We start from the raw sequence: 14,546 nt of genomic DNA, 5'->3' as shown, positions 1-14,546 counted from the left end.
CTCCCTCTCTCCTGTGACGCGACCAGCGTCGACACGAGAAAAAGGGAGGTTCCGCCATGACAGGGGCCAAGACGGCGGTCGAGTGGCTGGCATCCGTCGCTCCGGATCCAGAGGCCTGCCGCTGGGAGTGGGAGCGCAACCCCTTGGGGGTCGCGCTGCTGCCGGCGGGCAGGGCCTGGGACGTACTCATCCTGCCGGGTGAACTCGGCTATCCGACGCTCGACGTACTGACCCGGGTGCTCGATCAACCGGGCCCGGTGCTCGTCGACTTCGGCGACGCCCGGATGGGGTTCTTCGTGCCCCCGGGCACGGCGGCCCGGTGGCTCGGCACGGGGGTTCGCACGGCGGGGCACGGTACGTGGATCGTGGTGCCGTATCCGGGGAGGTCGACCGGCGGGGTCCGCTGGCTGGTCGCACCGGACGGCTCCGGCACACTCACCGATCCGACGCTGCTGGAACTGGCGATGCACGAGGCGGCGGCGGCTCTCGCGACCGATGACCGCGACAACCGATGAGCGCGATACCGGTGATCGCGACAGCCGGTGACTGCGGTACCGGTGACCGCGGATAGCTGTCGGAGACCTTGACAACAGGATTGGTCTGGACCAAATTGAGCGCGCTCCACCCCTCCAATTCCCCCATGCCAGGAGGTACTTGTGGATCGCGTCAGATCCGTCCTCGCCGTCTGTGCGGCCACCGTCCTGGCCGTACCAGGCATCACCGCACTCTCGTCGGCCGCCCGTGCGGCCGACGCGGACCTCGCCAGGAACGGCGGGTTCGAGGCGGGCCTCGACGGCTGGACCTGCACGGCGGGCAGCGTGGTCACCTCACCCGTGCGGAGCGGCGGTTCGGCACTGAAGGCGACCCCGGCCGGCAGTGACAACGCGCGCTGCGCGCAGACCGTGACCGTCAAGCCCGGCTCCCAGTACACGCTCGCCGGATACGTCCGGGGCGACTACGCCTACCTCGGCGCGAGCGGCACCGGTACCACCGACGTCTCCGCCTGGACACAGTCCGCGCCGGACTGGCAGCGGCTGACCACGACCTTCCGCACCGGCGCGTCCACCACCAAGGTCACGATCTACACCCACGGCTGGTACGGCACCGGCGCGTATCACGCCGACGACATCTCGCTGGTCGGCCCGGGCGTCGACGCCGGACAACCGCCGGCCGCTCCCACCGCCCCGACGGTCGGCACGGTCACGTCCACCAGCGTGGCCCTGTCCTGGCCGTCCGTCCTCGGCGCGACGGGCTACGCGATCCACCGCAACGGCACGAAGGTCCAGTCGGCGAGCGGCACGTCGACCACCGTCTCCGGACTCTCCCCCTCCACCGCGTACTCCTTCCAGATCACCGCCGTGAACGAGGCGGGCGAGTCCGCGAAGTCCCCGGCGGTCACGGCGACCACGACATCCGGTCCGGGTGGCGGCGACCCCTCGGACCTCCCCGCCCACGCCCTGGTCGGCTACCTCCACGCGAGCTTCGCCAACGGCTCCGGCTACACGCGCATGGCCGACGTTCCCGACAGCTGGGACGTCATAGACCTGGCCTTCGGCGAACCCACCTCGACCACCTCCGGCGACATCCGCTTCGACCGCTGCCCGGTCACCGAGTGCCCGAACGTCGAGAGCGACGCCGAGTTCAAGGCGGCGATCAAGGCGAAGCAGGCGGCGGGCAAGAAGGTCCTGATATCCATCGGCGGCCAGAACGGCCAGGTGCAACTGACGACCACGGCGGCCCGCGACACGTTCGTCTCCTCGGTCTCGAAGATCATCGACGAGTACGGACTCGACGGCCTGGACATCGACTTCGAGGGCCACTCGCTCTCCCTGAACGCCGACGACACCGACTTCAAGAACCCGAAGACACCGGTGATCGTCAACCTCGTCTCGGCCGTGAAGACCCTCAAGGCCAGGTACGGCGCCGACTTCGTCCTGACGATGGCGCCGGAGACGTTCTTCGTCCAACTCGGCTACCAGTACTACGGAACCGGCAAGTGGGGCGGCCAGGACCCGCGCGCCGGCGCCTACCTCCCCGTCATCCACGCCCTGCGCGACGACCTGACGCTCCTGCACGTCCAGGACTACAACTCGGGCCCGATCATGGGCCTCGACAACCAGTACCACTCCATGGGCGGCGCCGACTTCCACATAGCCATGACCGACATGCTCCTCACGGGCTTCCCGGTCGCGGGCGACGCGAACAACGTCTTCCCGCCCCTGCGCCCCGACCAGATCGCCATCGGAATGCCGGCGACGACGAACGCGGGCAACGGCCACGTCCCGTCCTCCGAGACCAACAAGGCCCTCGACTGCCTCACCAAGAAGACCAACTGCGGCTCATACACGACCCACGGCACCTGGCCCGCCCTCCGCGGCCTGATGACGTGGTCGATCAACTGGGACCGGTTCGGGGGGTGGGAGTTCTCGAGGAACTTCGACGGCTACTTCGGCTGACGAGCCGTGTCGCTGCTGCGGCTCGTGACCATCGCGAGCCCCAGCAGCAGCATGGCGCTCAGACACCAACTCCCCGCCACATCCAGCGGCCAGTGGTAGCCGCGGCGGATCAGGCCGAAGCTCACCGCCGTCACCAGGACCAGGCAGCCGATGACGAGTTCGCGGCGGCGGTAGCGGCTGTGGAGCCAGGGGAGCAGGAGGAGGACGGCCGCGCCGTAGGCGACGGCGGCCGTGGCCGTGTGGCCCGAGGGGTAGTAGCCGTCCCCGGCCATGCCGGGCGGGCCGGTGCGGCCGACGGCTTCCTTCAGAGGCACGACCAATGCCGGTACGGCGGCCATCGCGACCAGAGCCGCGAGCGACGGAACCCACCAGCGGGGCAGGTCCGCGCGCCGGGCCCGCCAGGACACGTAGACGACGACCGCGAGCAGCACGGGAACGGCCACCGCGAGGTTGCCGAGATCCGCGAGAAACTCGGCGGCACCGCTCGGCAGACGACTGCCCCTGACCTCCCCGGCGAGCCGCTCGTCCGCCCGGCGCACGGGGCCGTCGACGGCGGCCTGCCAGGTCAGGAGGGCGAACAGGAGGAGGAGCGGCCCGAGGACCCAGACCGGGGGCACCGAACCTGTGTGTCCTCCAGCCTGACCCTGACTGTCAGGCACATGTGGCGATGAACGCCGATCCGGAACGCTAGCCATGCCCCACACCTTGCCAGCCATGATCGCCTGGGGTGACGGAGGCGCCCCTACAAGGGGCGCGGGGAACTGCGCGACAAGCCCCCACCGACCCGCACCCACCCCACAACACCAGCCCAGCAGACGCCCACCCCCACCACCAGCGGAGCGCAGACGCGCCGAAGGGCTTGCACCAGGGGGGGTAGGTGCAAGCCCTTCGGTGGAACCGATCAGATCGGGTTGTCGCACGCCCCGGGGGGTTTGGGGCGGGCGACTGTCCGATCGGTGAGGAGACCCGAAGCCGGAAGCTCCGGTTGTGTGCGCGAGGCACGCCCAGGGCGAAGCTGGGGAGGCCCCGTCCCGGTACCGTCCACAGTCCCCTGTGGCCGGGGTGTATCTCTCATCTGGGTAGAACCTACGTCAGGGGTGAGGGCTCCGACAGGTGGATTCGCGTCCCGCCATGCACCTCGCACACGTTCTTCACACGCCCCGCTCCTCACCACCGCGACACCGGAACCGATGAGACAGACTCCGCTCAGATGCGGGCAAAAGCCTGCTCGATGATGTCGAGTCCCTCGTTCAGCAGGTCCTCGCCGATGACCAGCGGCGGCAGGAAGCGCAGCACGTTGCCGTAGGTGCCACAGGTAAGGACCAGCAGGCCCTCCTGGTGGCACGCCTTGGCGAGCGCGGCGGTCGCCTCCGCGTTCGGCTCCTTCGTCGTACGGTCCTTGACCAGCTCGATGGCGATCATCGCGCCGCGGCCCCGGACGTCGCCGATGATGTCGAACTTCTCGGCCATCGCGCCCAGGCGGGCCTTCATGACGGCCTCGATGTTCTTCGCCTTCGCGTTGAGGTCGAGCTCCTTCATCGTCTCGATCGAGCCGAGCGCGCCCGCGCAGGCCACCGGGTTGCCGCCGTAGGTGCCGCCCAGGCCGCCCGCGTGCGCGGCGTCCATGATCTCGGCGCGGCCCGTGACGGCGGCGAGCGGCAGACCGCCCGCGATGCCCTTGGCGGTGGTGATCAGGTCCGGGACGACGCCCTCGTCCTCGCACGCGAACCACTGACCCGTACGGCAGAAGCCGGACTGGATCTCGTCCGCGACGAAGACGATGCCGTTGTCGGTGGCGAACCTGCTGAGGGCCGGCAGGAAGCCCTTGGCGGGCTCGATGAAGCCGCCCTCGCCGAGCAGCGGCTCGATGACGATCGCGGCCACGTTCTCCGCGCCGACCTGCTTGCTGATCTGGTCGATGGCCTGCGCGGCGGCCTCGGGGCCCGCGTTGTCCGCACCGGTCGGCCAGCGGTAGCCGTACGCCACCGGCACGCGGTAGACCTCGGGCGCGAACGGGCCGAAGCCGTGCTTGTACGGCATGTTCTTCGAGGTCAGCGCCATCGTGAGGTTGGTGCGCCCGTGGTAGCCGTGGTCGAAGACGACGACGGCCTGCCGCTTGGTGTGTGCCCGGGCGATCTTCACGGCGTTCTCGACGGCCTCGGCGCCGGAGTTGAAGAGGGCGCTCTTCTTGGCGTGGTCGCCGGGGGTCAGCTCGGCCAGCGCCTCGGCGACGGCCACGTAACCCTCGTACGGCGTGACCATGAAACAGGTGTGGGTGAAGTCCTGGAGCTGGGCGGAGGCCCGGCGTACGACGGCCTCGGCGGACGCGCCGACGGACGTCACGGCGATGCCGGAACCGAAGTCGATCAGCCGGTTCCCGTCGACGTCCTCGATGATCCCGCCGCTCGCGCGCGCGGTGAAGACGGGCAGTACGGACCCCACTCCGGCCGCGACCGCGGCGATCCGGCGGGCCTGCAGTTCCTGCGACTTCGGACCGGGAATGGCGGTGACGACGCGGCGCTCCTGCGGAAGTGTGCTCATGAGGGGCTCCCTGGGGGGTCTTGCGAACGGCTTGGGGAAGGTCTTCGGGAAGGACGCCGGAGAGACGTCGGCAGGACGTCGGCAAGGGCGTGGCGGACGGCTTGCGAACGGATTCCTCGGACGCTCCGCTTCCTTCTTCGCAGGCTAGAGCCGGGAATGGGGGGTGGGCATGCTCCATCTGGGCGTTGTCGGGAGATTCGGTTGTCCGTCATGGACATAGCGTGGGCGGGGAGCGACGAGGGGCCGCGGTGTCCGTATCGCCGCGTACCCGGCCCGGTAAGCGGTGAACTCCCCTTGTGAGGGCGTTAGATTGACTCGCAAACCACGTATGGAGCGGCTGGTCAGGGGTGGCAGAGGCGATGGACAGCGACGGCACGCAGGACGCACGGGGCACGCACGCCGATCGTGTGCCGCGGCCGGCGGGACCGCCCCAGGTGCCGCCACGGCCCGCGCAGGCGCCCGGGATGCCGCCGGCGCCGGACGGGTCCAGCTTTCTCACCTGGCTGCGGACCCCCAGGCCCGAGGCCGCGCCGGGCGTGTGGCGCTTCGGGCATCTGCCGCGGCCGGATGAGGAGCCCGAGGAGATCCCCACGCGCCAACTGCTCAGCGGCGCGTTGATCGCCTTCCTGGTGGGGTGGCTGATCTGGTCGCTGCTGCAGAACCGCTACCTGGGTGACTGGTGGTGGGTGCCCCTCTTCCTGATCACCCCCGACTCCTGGCGCGGCGCCGACAGTGACCTCGGTGACGTCGGCATTCTCATCGTGTACCGGGGTTATGAGCTGCTTGTCGCCCTGGTCATCATGGTCGCGGTCGGGCGGGTCGGCCGCTGGAGCGAGGTCTGGCGCCGCTTCGTCGCCCCCAGACTCCGGCGCCGACAGCCCCAGCAGGCACCGCCCGCGCCCGAGGAGGACCCCGCCCAGTGGAACCAGCTGCGCGCCGCCGGTGCCGCCGACGCCGCCGAGCGGCTCGGCGCCGAGGCCCGGGCCGGCCGCATGCGCGATGTCGACCAGGCCAGGATCGCCCGGGCCTGGCAGGGCGTGCGGAGCGGACGCCACAGTCTCGCCACCTTCAGCGGTGCCGTCCTGCAGGACGGAGCCGCCGCCTGTCTGCACCCTTCCGGGGAGCGGGATCTGCCCGGACGGCTCGCCAAGCACGATCTCGTCACCGGGCAGGTGCGGCTCGGCACGACGGCCGACGATCCGCGGAACCCGTACTCCTACCGCGGGACCGGCCTCGCGCTCGGACCGGACCTGCTGGGCACCTCGCTGCTCGCGGTCGGGCCCGCCGGATCCGGCAAGACCGGCGGGGTCGTCTGGCCGCTCGCCGAGTCGCTGTGCCTGCACGCGCTCGCGGGGCGGGCCGCCGTGGTCGTCGTCGGGGCCGCGGGGGCGGGGCTCGGGCCGGTGGACGCGTACGACGTCGTGGTGCGGGTGGGCAATCCCGAGTCCGTGTACGACCTCGATCTGTACGGCGGGACCACCGACCCCGACGAGGCGGCGGCCGTACTCGCCGAGGCACTCGTCGGGGACCTCGCCGATCCGCATCCCGGGGCGGACAGCAGGCGGTCCACCACCGTGCTGGCCCAGCTGCTCGGGCCGTTCCGGGGCGTGCACGGCCGATTCCCGTCCGTGCCCGAGCTGAGGCAGCTGCTCGATGGCACGCCCGGACCGCTCGGCGCACTGCGCACTGCGCTCACGGAGGGTGGGAAGGAGTCCCTGCTGCGCGAACTCGACGCGCGGGAGCGGCAGTTGGGGCAGCCGGGGGATGTGGGGAGTGTGCTCGCCGATCGGGTGGCGCTGCTCGACCGCCCCGCGTTCGCCGGGTTCTTCGACACGTCCGGGCAGTCCCGTCCCTTCTCCCTGCGCGCCCTCGACCACCCTGTGCGGGTGCGGATCGACCTGCCCGAGCGCGGGCACGCCGACGCCTCCCGGATGCTCGCGCGGCTCGTGCTCGCCCAGTTCGCCGCGAGCGTCGCCGTACGGGAGGACCGGTCGCTGTTCGCCTGTCTCGTCCTCGACGACGCGACGGGAGTCATCACGCCCGAGGCCGTACGGGGCATTCAGCGGCTGCGGTCCGCCAACGCCGGCGTCGTGATGACGCTGCGCACGCTCGACGACGTACCCCGGCCGCTGCGGTCGCCGCTGCTCGGTGCCATCGGGTGCCGGATGGCGCTGTCCGGGCTCACACCGTGGGACGGGCAGGACTTCGCCGAGGTGTGGGGCAAGGAGTGGACCGAGGCTCGGGACGTCACCGACCGGCAGATCATCGCGGAGACGCCGGCCGGCAAGGCCGTGCACATGCTGCGACGGGTGATCACCGGGAACGCGCCCACCGCCCGGGCCGTGACCGTGCGGCAGGTCGAGCGGGAGCGGTGGTCGGCGTCCGAGCTGGCGCACGGGGTGCCGCCGGGGCACGCGGTGCTCTCGCTCACCAGCGTGCGCGGGGAGCACGCGCCGCCGCTGCTGGTGGATCTGCGGAACTGAGGCGCGTGCGGGAGCCGGTGGCTCCTGAGGGGCTTTTGACGGGTGTGCCGAGCGGGACGTCCGGACATATGGTCACGGGCCGACCGTACGGTGAGGCAGAATCGACATAGGTCGTTCATACGCTGCGGCCAAAAGATCACAAAGATCACATTGTCCGTGACCGTCGAAGAACCTGTGAAGACCTGAAGGCCTCATGCCCCCCACGCTCGCCTCGCTCGTCCATCACTCGGCGCTCAAGCTCACCGTGCGCGCGGGCGGGGAACGTCTGGACACCCCCGTTCGCTGGGTGCACGCCAGCGAGCTCGCCGACCCCGTGCCGTACATGGAGGGCGGGGAACTGCTCCTCATCACCGCGCTCAAGCTGGACGCGGAGGACGCCGACGCCATGCGGCGGTATGTGAAGCGCCTGGTGGGGGCGGGGGTGGCCGGGATCGGCTTCGCCGTCGGGGTGCACTACGAAGAGACGCCCAAGGCGCTCGTCGACGCGGCGGAGGGCGAGGGCCTGCCACTGCTGGAAGTGCCCCGCCGGACGCCGTTCCTCGCCATCAGCAAGGCCGTGTCCGCCGCCATCGCCGCCGATCAGTACCGGGCGGTGACGGCAGGCTTCGCGGCGCAGCGGGAGCTGACCAAGCAGGCGCTGAGCGACGGGCCCGAAGGACTGCTGACCGCGCTCGCCTCGCAGGTGGACGGGTGGGCCGCCCTGTACGACGCGTCCGGAGCCGTCGTCGCCACCGCACCCGAGTGGGCGGGGCGGCGCGCCGCCCGGATCACCGGTGACGTGGAGCGGCTGAGGGAGCGGGCCGCGCCCGCGAGTTCCGTCGTCGGCGGCGCGGGCGACGCCGAGGGTGACGGTGTGGACGGGAGCGGCGAGGACCGGGTCGAACTGCACTCGCTCGGGACGGGCCGGCGGGCCCGGGCCGCGCTGGCCGTGGGGACCGCGGCCGCACTGGGTACGGCCGAGCGGTACGCCGTGCACTCGGCCATCGCCCTGCTGACGCTGACCACGGAGCGGTCCCGGTCGCTGTACGCCGCCGAGCAGCGGATCGGGGCGGCCGTGCTGCGGATGCTGCTGGCGGGCCAGCCGGATCATGCGCGGGGGGTCGCCGGGGACTTGTACGGGGGGCTGTTGGACGCGCCCTACCGGATGATCCTGGCCGAGGCCGCGTCGGCTTCCGCGGGGCGGGCCCGGGCTCGGGCCGGGGACGAGGACGGTGGCGGGGGCACGGTGAGCGCCGAGGCCGCTGCCGCACTTGCCGATGCCGGCGGCGATCTCGTGGGCGGGCTCGGTGAGGTCGTTGAGTCCGCCGCCGCCCGGTCCGGCGAGGCCGTGCTCGTGGTGCCCGACGGGGAGCGGCTCGTGGTGCTCGCGGCGGATCGGGGTGCGGTCGTTTCCGCCTGCGCCCAGTACGCCGAGGCCGTCGGGGGTGCGCGGGGCGGCAGCGAGCAGGCGGGCGACGAGGACGAGCTGGTGGTCGGGATCTCGGCTCCCGCCGGGCCCATCGCCGCGGGGGCCGCCTACAAGCAGGCCGAGCAGGCGCTGTCCGTCGCTCGGCGGCGGGGGCGGGTGCTCGTCGAGCACGAGGATCTGGCCGCGGGGTCCGTGGTGCCGTTGCTCGCGGATGACGCGGTGCGGGCGTTCGCGGACGGGCTGCTCAGGCCCCTGTACGAGCATGACGCCACCGGGCGGGGGGATCTGGTCGCCTCGTTGCGGGCGTGGTTGTCGCGGCACGGGCAGTGGGATGCGGCCGCGGCGGATCTTGGGGTGCATCGGCATACGTTGCGGTACCGCATGCGGCGGGTCGAGGAGATCCTCGGGCGGTCTCTGGACGATCCGGACGTACGGATGGAACTGTGGCTGGCCCTGAAGGCGACGGCGTCGGCGGAGTAGGAAGGGCCTTTCCTCGCCCCCGCCGCCCCTACCCGTTCCCGTCACTACTCGGGGGCGCTGCCCCCGAACCCCCGCTGCGCAGTTCCCCGCGCCCCTAGGTTTTCAGGGGCGCGGGGAACTGCGCGACCAGCCACACCCGACCCGCACCCGACAACGCACCCCACGGGGTCTGGGGCGGAGCCCCAGAAGGATGGGACGGGTAGGGGCGGCGGGGGCGAGAAACAAATCGGGGACTAGGCCAAAGCGGCGTACCCCGGGCGGGGAGTGCTACGACTCGGACAGGCGCCGCCAGGGCATCGCGGCCATACCGTGGACGCGAAAGACCAAGAACACCCCCGAACGCGGAAGGGCCCGGACTCGCACATGACCTCCACCCACGCCTTCTGGCTCGCCGGCCGCCAGGCCACAGGCGAGTCCACCTTCGACGTCACCTCCCCGTGGGACGGCCACCCCGTCGGCAAGGTCTCCGTACCGACCGACGCCCAGGTCGAGGAGGCCGTGGCCGCCGCACACGCCGTACGGGACGAGTTCGCCGCCACCCCCGCCCACGTACGCGCAGCCGCCCTCGACCACGTCAGCCGCCGCCTGGTGGAGCGGACCGAGGAGATCGCCCGGCTCATCTCCGCCGAGAACGGCAAGCCGGTCAAGTGGGCCCGCGGCGAGGTCGGCCGGGCCGTGTCCGTGTTCCGGTTCGCGGCCGAGGAGGCCCGCCGGTTCAACGGCGGCGAGGCCCAGCGGCTCGACACCGACGCCGGTGGCCAGGGGCGCCTCGCCCTCACCCGCCGCTTCCCGAAGGGCGTCGTCCTCGGCATCGCGCCCTTCAACTTCCCGCTGAACCTCTGCGCCCACAAGATCGCCCCCGCCATCGCGGCCGGCGCCCCGATCATCCTCAAGCCCGCTCCCGCGACTCCCCTCTCCGGGCTGCTCATCGGCGAGCTGCTGGCCGAGACCGACCTGCCGGCCGGGTCCTGGTCCGTGCTGCCCGTCGCCAACGACAAGATGCCCGCCCTGGTGCAGGACGAGCGGCTGCCCGTCATCTCGTTCACGGGGTCCGACAAGGTCGGCTACGCGATCATGGACTCCGTGCCGCGCAAGCACCTCACCCTCGAACTGGGCGGCAACGGCGCGGCCGTCGTCCTCGCCGACTGGGCGAGCGATGCGGACCTGGACTGGGCGGCCTCGCGGATCGCCACCTTCTCCAACTACCAGGGCGGACAGTCCTGCATCTCCGTCCAGCGGGTGATCGCGGACGCCTCCGTGTACGAGCGGCTGCTGCCCCGCGTGGTGGCCGCCGTCGAGGCGCAGGTCACCGGCGATCCGGCCGACGACGCCACCGATGTCGGGCCGCTGGTGAGCGAGGACGCCGCCAAGCGGGTCGAGACGTGGGTGGACGAGGCGGTGAACGCCGGCGCCACGCTGCTCGCGGGCGGCAAGCGTGACGGTGCCTCGTACGCGCCGACCGTGCTGGCCGATGTGCCGGCCGATGTGACCCTCTCCTGCGAGGAGGTCTTCGGGCCCGTCCTCACCGTGCAGAAGGTGGAGGGGGAGGCGGCCGCCTTCGCCGCCGTCAACGAGTCCAAGTACGGGCTGCAGGCAGGGGTGTTCACCCACGACCTGCAGACCGCCTTCCGTGCCCACCGCGCGCTGGAGGTGGGCGGCGTCGTGGTCGGTGACGTGCCGTCCTACCGCGCCGACCAGATGCCGTACGGCGGAGTGAAGCAGTCCGGTGTCGGGCGTGAAGGCGTGAAGTTCGCGATGGACGACTACACGTACGAGCGCGTGCTCGTGCTCACGGGACTCGCTCTCTGAGATCAGGTGCGAGGTACGGCGACGGCCGGAGTCCGCTGTGCGGGGACTCCGGCCGTCGCCGTGTGCGGTCTGTCGTGAGTGGTCCGACGCGTGGGTGTGTGACCTGGGACGCAGGGCACGACCCGCTATAGCTAGTGACAATCGTTTTCATGTAGAGTGCCGGGCATGGCAGTCCCGAAGCGCAAGATGTCCCGCTCCAACACGCGTCACCGCAGGTCCCAGTGGAAGGCGGCGACGCCCGATCTCGTCCCGTTCTTCGCCGACGGGCGCGAGTACGCCGTACCCCGGCGACTGATCCGTGCCTACGAGCGCGGGCTCATCAAGCCCGAGGGGTGACCCCACCCACTCCCGGACGAAGGGGCCCGGCACCGATGCCTTCCGGTGCCGGGCCCCTTCCTTGTGCCGTCGGCCTGGTCCGGACCCTCAACCGGAGAAGCCGACGTGCGCGAGCCGCAGCGGGCCGCGCAGCCCGATGCGCAGGTCGTGGACCTCGGTGGCCCCGAACGGGGTGACGACGGTGGTGTAGTCGTACGGTCCCGGCGTGGCCGGGACATCGAGCCGGGCGATCACCGGGCCGCCGTCCAGGGCCAGTTCGATTGAGCCCTCGCCGGACACCTCGACGGTGACGGTCCTGGTTGCCGGGCCGAAGTCGCAGCCGCGGTAGACCAGTTCGGCGGTGTTCTCGCTCGCGGGTGTCACCGCGTCGCCCGACAGCTTCGTACGGTCGACGATCTCCGCACCGCGCTGCTCGTCGAAGTCGGCCGCGTTCAGGCCGAGTTCGAGGGCCGGGCGCGGGTTGGCGGGCGTGCCGTCCAGCTCGACCGTCCCGCGCAGCCGGATGTCCTCGCTGGACGCGCCCACGAGCAGTTCGTACGAGCCCGGCTCGAGGCGTCGGGTGCCGCGGGCCACGTCCCAGAACTCGAAGGCGGACAGCGGGAGTTCGAAGGTCAGCTCGGTGGAGGCGCCGGGGAGCACGTGGACCCTGCGGTGGGCCAGCAGTTCGCGGCGGGGGCGGGAGACCGAGGGGGCCACGGCACGGGAGTAGAGCTGGGCCACCTCGTCGGCCGGTGTGCCGCCCGTGTTGGTGACCGTGAAGGTGACGTGCACGGAGTTCTCGCCCGCGTGGGCCACGAGGTTCCCGTACTCGAAGGACGCGTACGACAGGCCGTGGCCGAAGGGGAAGAGCGGGGTGCCCTCGAAGTACAGGTACGTCTGGCGGCTGCCGATCACGTCGTAGTCGAGGAGGTCGGGGAGGTTCGCGTCCGAGGCGTACCAGGTCTGGGGGAGCCGGCCCGCCGGGGAGACGTCGCCCGCCAGGACGCGGGCCAGGGCCGTGCCGGCTGCCTGGCCGCCGTGGGCCGTCCAGAGGACGGCGGGGAGGTCCGCGGGGTCGGTCGCGTACGGGTAGGAGGACGTGATCACCAGGGCCGTACGGGGGTTCGCGGCGCGGGCCGCCTCCAGGAGGCGCTGCTGGTGGGCGGGGAGGGCGAGGGTCGTGCGGTCCTCCGTCTCGCGGCCATTGATGTGCGGGTCGTTGCCCGCGACCACGAGGACCACGTCGGCCGCGGCGGCCGTGCGGGCCACCGTGTCCTCGCCGCGCTCCGTGATCTCCAGTTCGAGGATTTCCGGGTTCTGAGCGGCAACCTTCACGCCGTCGGCGGTGACAGAGACGTAGCGACCCGTACCGACATGCTTCAGGAGGTGACCGCCCTCGTGGGATTCGTGAGGCTCCAGGCGGAAGGTCTCCTGGACCACCCAGCCGCCGGGCTGGTCGGCGGAGGCGCGTACGAAGCCGTCGTCGGCGACCGAGAGGTAGCGGCCGTCGGGGGCGCGCAGGGTGAGGACGCCCCCGCCCCAGTCGATCAGCGCGAGTTCGGTGCCCGTGGTGTCGGTGGTGAGCGGGGGCAGGTCCGTGCGGCCCGCGAGGAGGGCCGGGTCCAGCGCGCCCTCGGCGCCGCGGACCTCGTCGGCCGCTTCGTCCGCCGACGGAACGCTGAGATACGTACCGGCGGAGGTCTTGAGGCGTACGCGGTCCACGCCCTCGGTGAAGTCCACGCGGTCGGCGCCGAAGCGCTCGTAGAGGCCTTCGAGCGGGGTGGAGCGGTGGATGAGGGTGCCGCTGTACCAGTCGAGTTTGCACTCGTCGGCGAGGAGGCCCACCACCGCGATGCGGGTGTCCTGTCCGGTGAGGGGGAGCAGGCCGTCGTTCTTGAGGAGGACGATCGCCTGTTCAGCGGCTTCCCGCGCGAGGGACCGGTGCGCGGGGGTGTCGAAGTCCAAGGCGCCGGCGTACGGGTCCAGGCGTGGGTCGAACTCGCCGAGGCGGAAGCGGACCGCGAGCTGGCGGCGGACCGCCGCGTCGATGTCGGCCTCGGTCAACAGGCCCTGGTCCAGGGCTCCCTGGAGGCGTTCGACGATCTGCGAGCTGTCCGTGCCGTGGTCCGTGAAACTGTCGACGCCGGCGATCAGGGAGGCGGCCGTGGCCTCCTCGTGCGTGTCGAAGTAGTGCTCGGAGTCGACCAGGTTCGAGGGCGCGCCGGCGTCCGAGCAGACCAGGAGGTCCTGGTCCGTCCAGGTGCGCAGCTGCTCGCGCAGATACGGCGAGACATGGTTGGGGCGGCCGTTGACCAGGTTGTACGCGGGCATCACGCCGGCCACCGTGCCCGCCTCGACCGTCTCGCGGAAGGCGCGCAGGTCGTACTCGTGCAGCACGCGCGGGCGGACGGAACTCGACGCGGTCGCCCGGTCCGTCTCGTTGTTGTGCGCGAGCCAGTGCTTGAGGACCGGGGCCGTCCGCCAGTACGCGGGGTGGTCGCCGCGCAGGCCCCGGGTGTACGCGGTGGCGATCGCCGAGGTCAGCTTCGGGTCCTCCGAGTAGCCCTCCTCGTTGCGGCCCCACAGGGGGTGGCGCAGCAGGTTGACCGTGGGCGCCCAGACGTTGAGGCCGACGCGGTCGTCGCGCGAGCGCATCGCGCGGGTCTCGGTGGAGACCGCCTCGCCGACCCGGCGTACGAGCTCGTCGTTCCAGGTCGCGCCGAGGCCGACCGCCTGGGGGAACACCGTGGCCGGGCCCATCCAGGCGACCCCGTGCAGCGCCTCCTGGCCGGTGCGGAACGCGGCGACACCGAGCCGCTCCACCGCGGGCCCGAACTGGTGCAGCATCGCGACCCGTTCCTCCAGAGTGAGCCGCGACAGAAGATCGTCGATGCGCTTCGCGAACGGCAGCTGCGAGTCACGGAAAGGCGGCGTTTGAGCGGTCACGCGAGGATCCCTCTGTGGAAGGTGCGGGAGAACGGCGAAGGACTTTCGAAGCGCTTCGATGCTCATTCGACTCCGGGTCGGGTGTCAAGACACCCCGACGCAACAACT

Annotated in this window: 9 protein-coding genes; 6 read left to right on the top strand and 3 right to left on the bottom strand. The window is 71.6% G+C overall.

Annotated elements, in window-relative coordinates:
* Nucleotides 1–56: 56 nt before the first annotated feature.
* Entirely contained in the window at nucleotides 57–515 is a 459-nt protein-coding gene (locus OG718_RS17905; protein WP_143640717.1) for a hypothetical protein, read from the top strand.
* Between the two features lie 141 nt (nucleotides 516–656).
* Nucleotides 657–2,456: a chitinase gene (locus OG718_RS17900; protein WP_328844581.1), complete on the top strand. Its 1,800-nt coding sequence runs from the start codon at nucleotides 657–659 to the stop codon at nucleotides 2,454–2,456.
* Here OG718_RS17900 and OG718_RS17895 read toward each other — a convergent pair.
* Together OG718_RS17895 and gabT are read right to left on the bottom strand one after the other, a co-directional pair.
* Nucleotides 2,444–3,073 (bottom strand): phosphatase PAP2 family protein, encoded by a 630-nt coding sequence (locus OG718_RS17895; RefSeq protein ID WP_328847789.1) that lies wholly within the window; start codon nucleotides 3,071–3,073, stop codon nucleotides 2,444–2,446. The two genes, OG718_RS17900 and OG718_RS17895, sit on opposite strands and share 13 nt — an antisense overlap.
* A 589-nt stretch (nucleotides 3,074–3,662) precedes the next feature.
* On the bottom strand, nucleotides 3,663–4,997 hold the full coding sequence (gene gabT / locus OG718_RS17885; protein ID WP_143640720.1) for a 4-aminobutyrate--2-oxoglutarate transaminase: 1,335 nt from the start codon (nucleotides 4,995–4,997) through the stop codon (nucleotides 3,663–3,665).
* Between the two features lie 359 nt (nucleotides 4,998–5,356).
* Here gabT and OG718_RS17880 point away from each other — a divergent pair, with 359 nt between their 5' ends.
* The 4 genes from OG718_RS17880 to rpmF all read left to right on the top strand — a co-directional run bounded on the left by OG718_RS17880 (nucleotide 5,357) and on the right by rpmF (nucleotide 11,513).
* Nucleotides 5,357–7,480 (top strand): ATP-binding protein, encoded by a 2,124-nt coding sequence (locus OG718_RS17880; RefSeq protein WP_143640785.1) that lies wholly within the window; start codon nucleotides 5,357–5,359, stop codon nucleotides 7,478–7,480.
* Between the two features lie 193 nt (nucleotides 7,481–7,673).
* Nucleotides 7,674–9,368: a PucR family transcriptional regulator gene (locus OG718_RS17875; protein ID WP_328844580.1), complete on the top strand. Its 1,695-nt coding sequence runs from the start codon at nucleotides 7,674–7,676 to the stop codon at nucleotides 9,366–9,368.
* A 363-nt stretch (nucleotides 9,369–9,731) separates the two neighbouring features.
* Complete coding sequence (locus OG718_RS17870; RefSeq protein WP_143640722.1) at nucleotides 9,732–11,177, top strand: aldehyde dehydrogenase family protein; 1,446 nt, start codon at nucleotides 9,732–9,734, stop codon at nucleotides 11,175–11,177.
* A 165-nt stretch (nucleotides 11,178–11,342) separates the two neighbouring features.
* Complete coding sequence (rpmF, locus tag OG718_RS17865) at nucleotides 11,343–11,513, top strand: 50S ribosomal protein L32 (protein WP_143640723.1); 171 nt, start codon at nucleotides 11,343–11,345, stop codon at nucleotides 11,511–11,513.
* An 87-nt stretch (nucleotides 11,514–11,600) separates the two neighbouring features.
* On the opposite strand, the gene OG718_RS17860 is transcribed toward rpmF, so the two are convergent.
* Entirely contained in the window at nucleotides 11,601–14,438 is a 2,838-nt protein-coding gene (locus tag OG718_RS17860; protein WP_328844579.1) for a glycoside hydrolase family 3 C-terminal domain-containing protein, read from the bottom strand.
* Nucleotides 14,439–14,546 lie beyond the last annotated feature (108 nt).

It is taken from the genome of Streptomyces sp. NBC_00258 (genome assembly GCF_036182465.1).
Taxonomy (GTDB): domain Bacteria; phylum Actinomycetota; class Actinomycetes; order Streptomycetales; family Streptomycetaceae; genus Streptomyces.
Note: the sequence above shows the minus strand (reverse complement) of the source record. Positions and strands in the feature narration are given on the sequence as shown.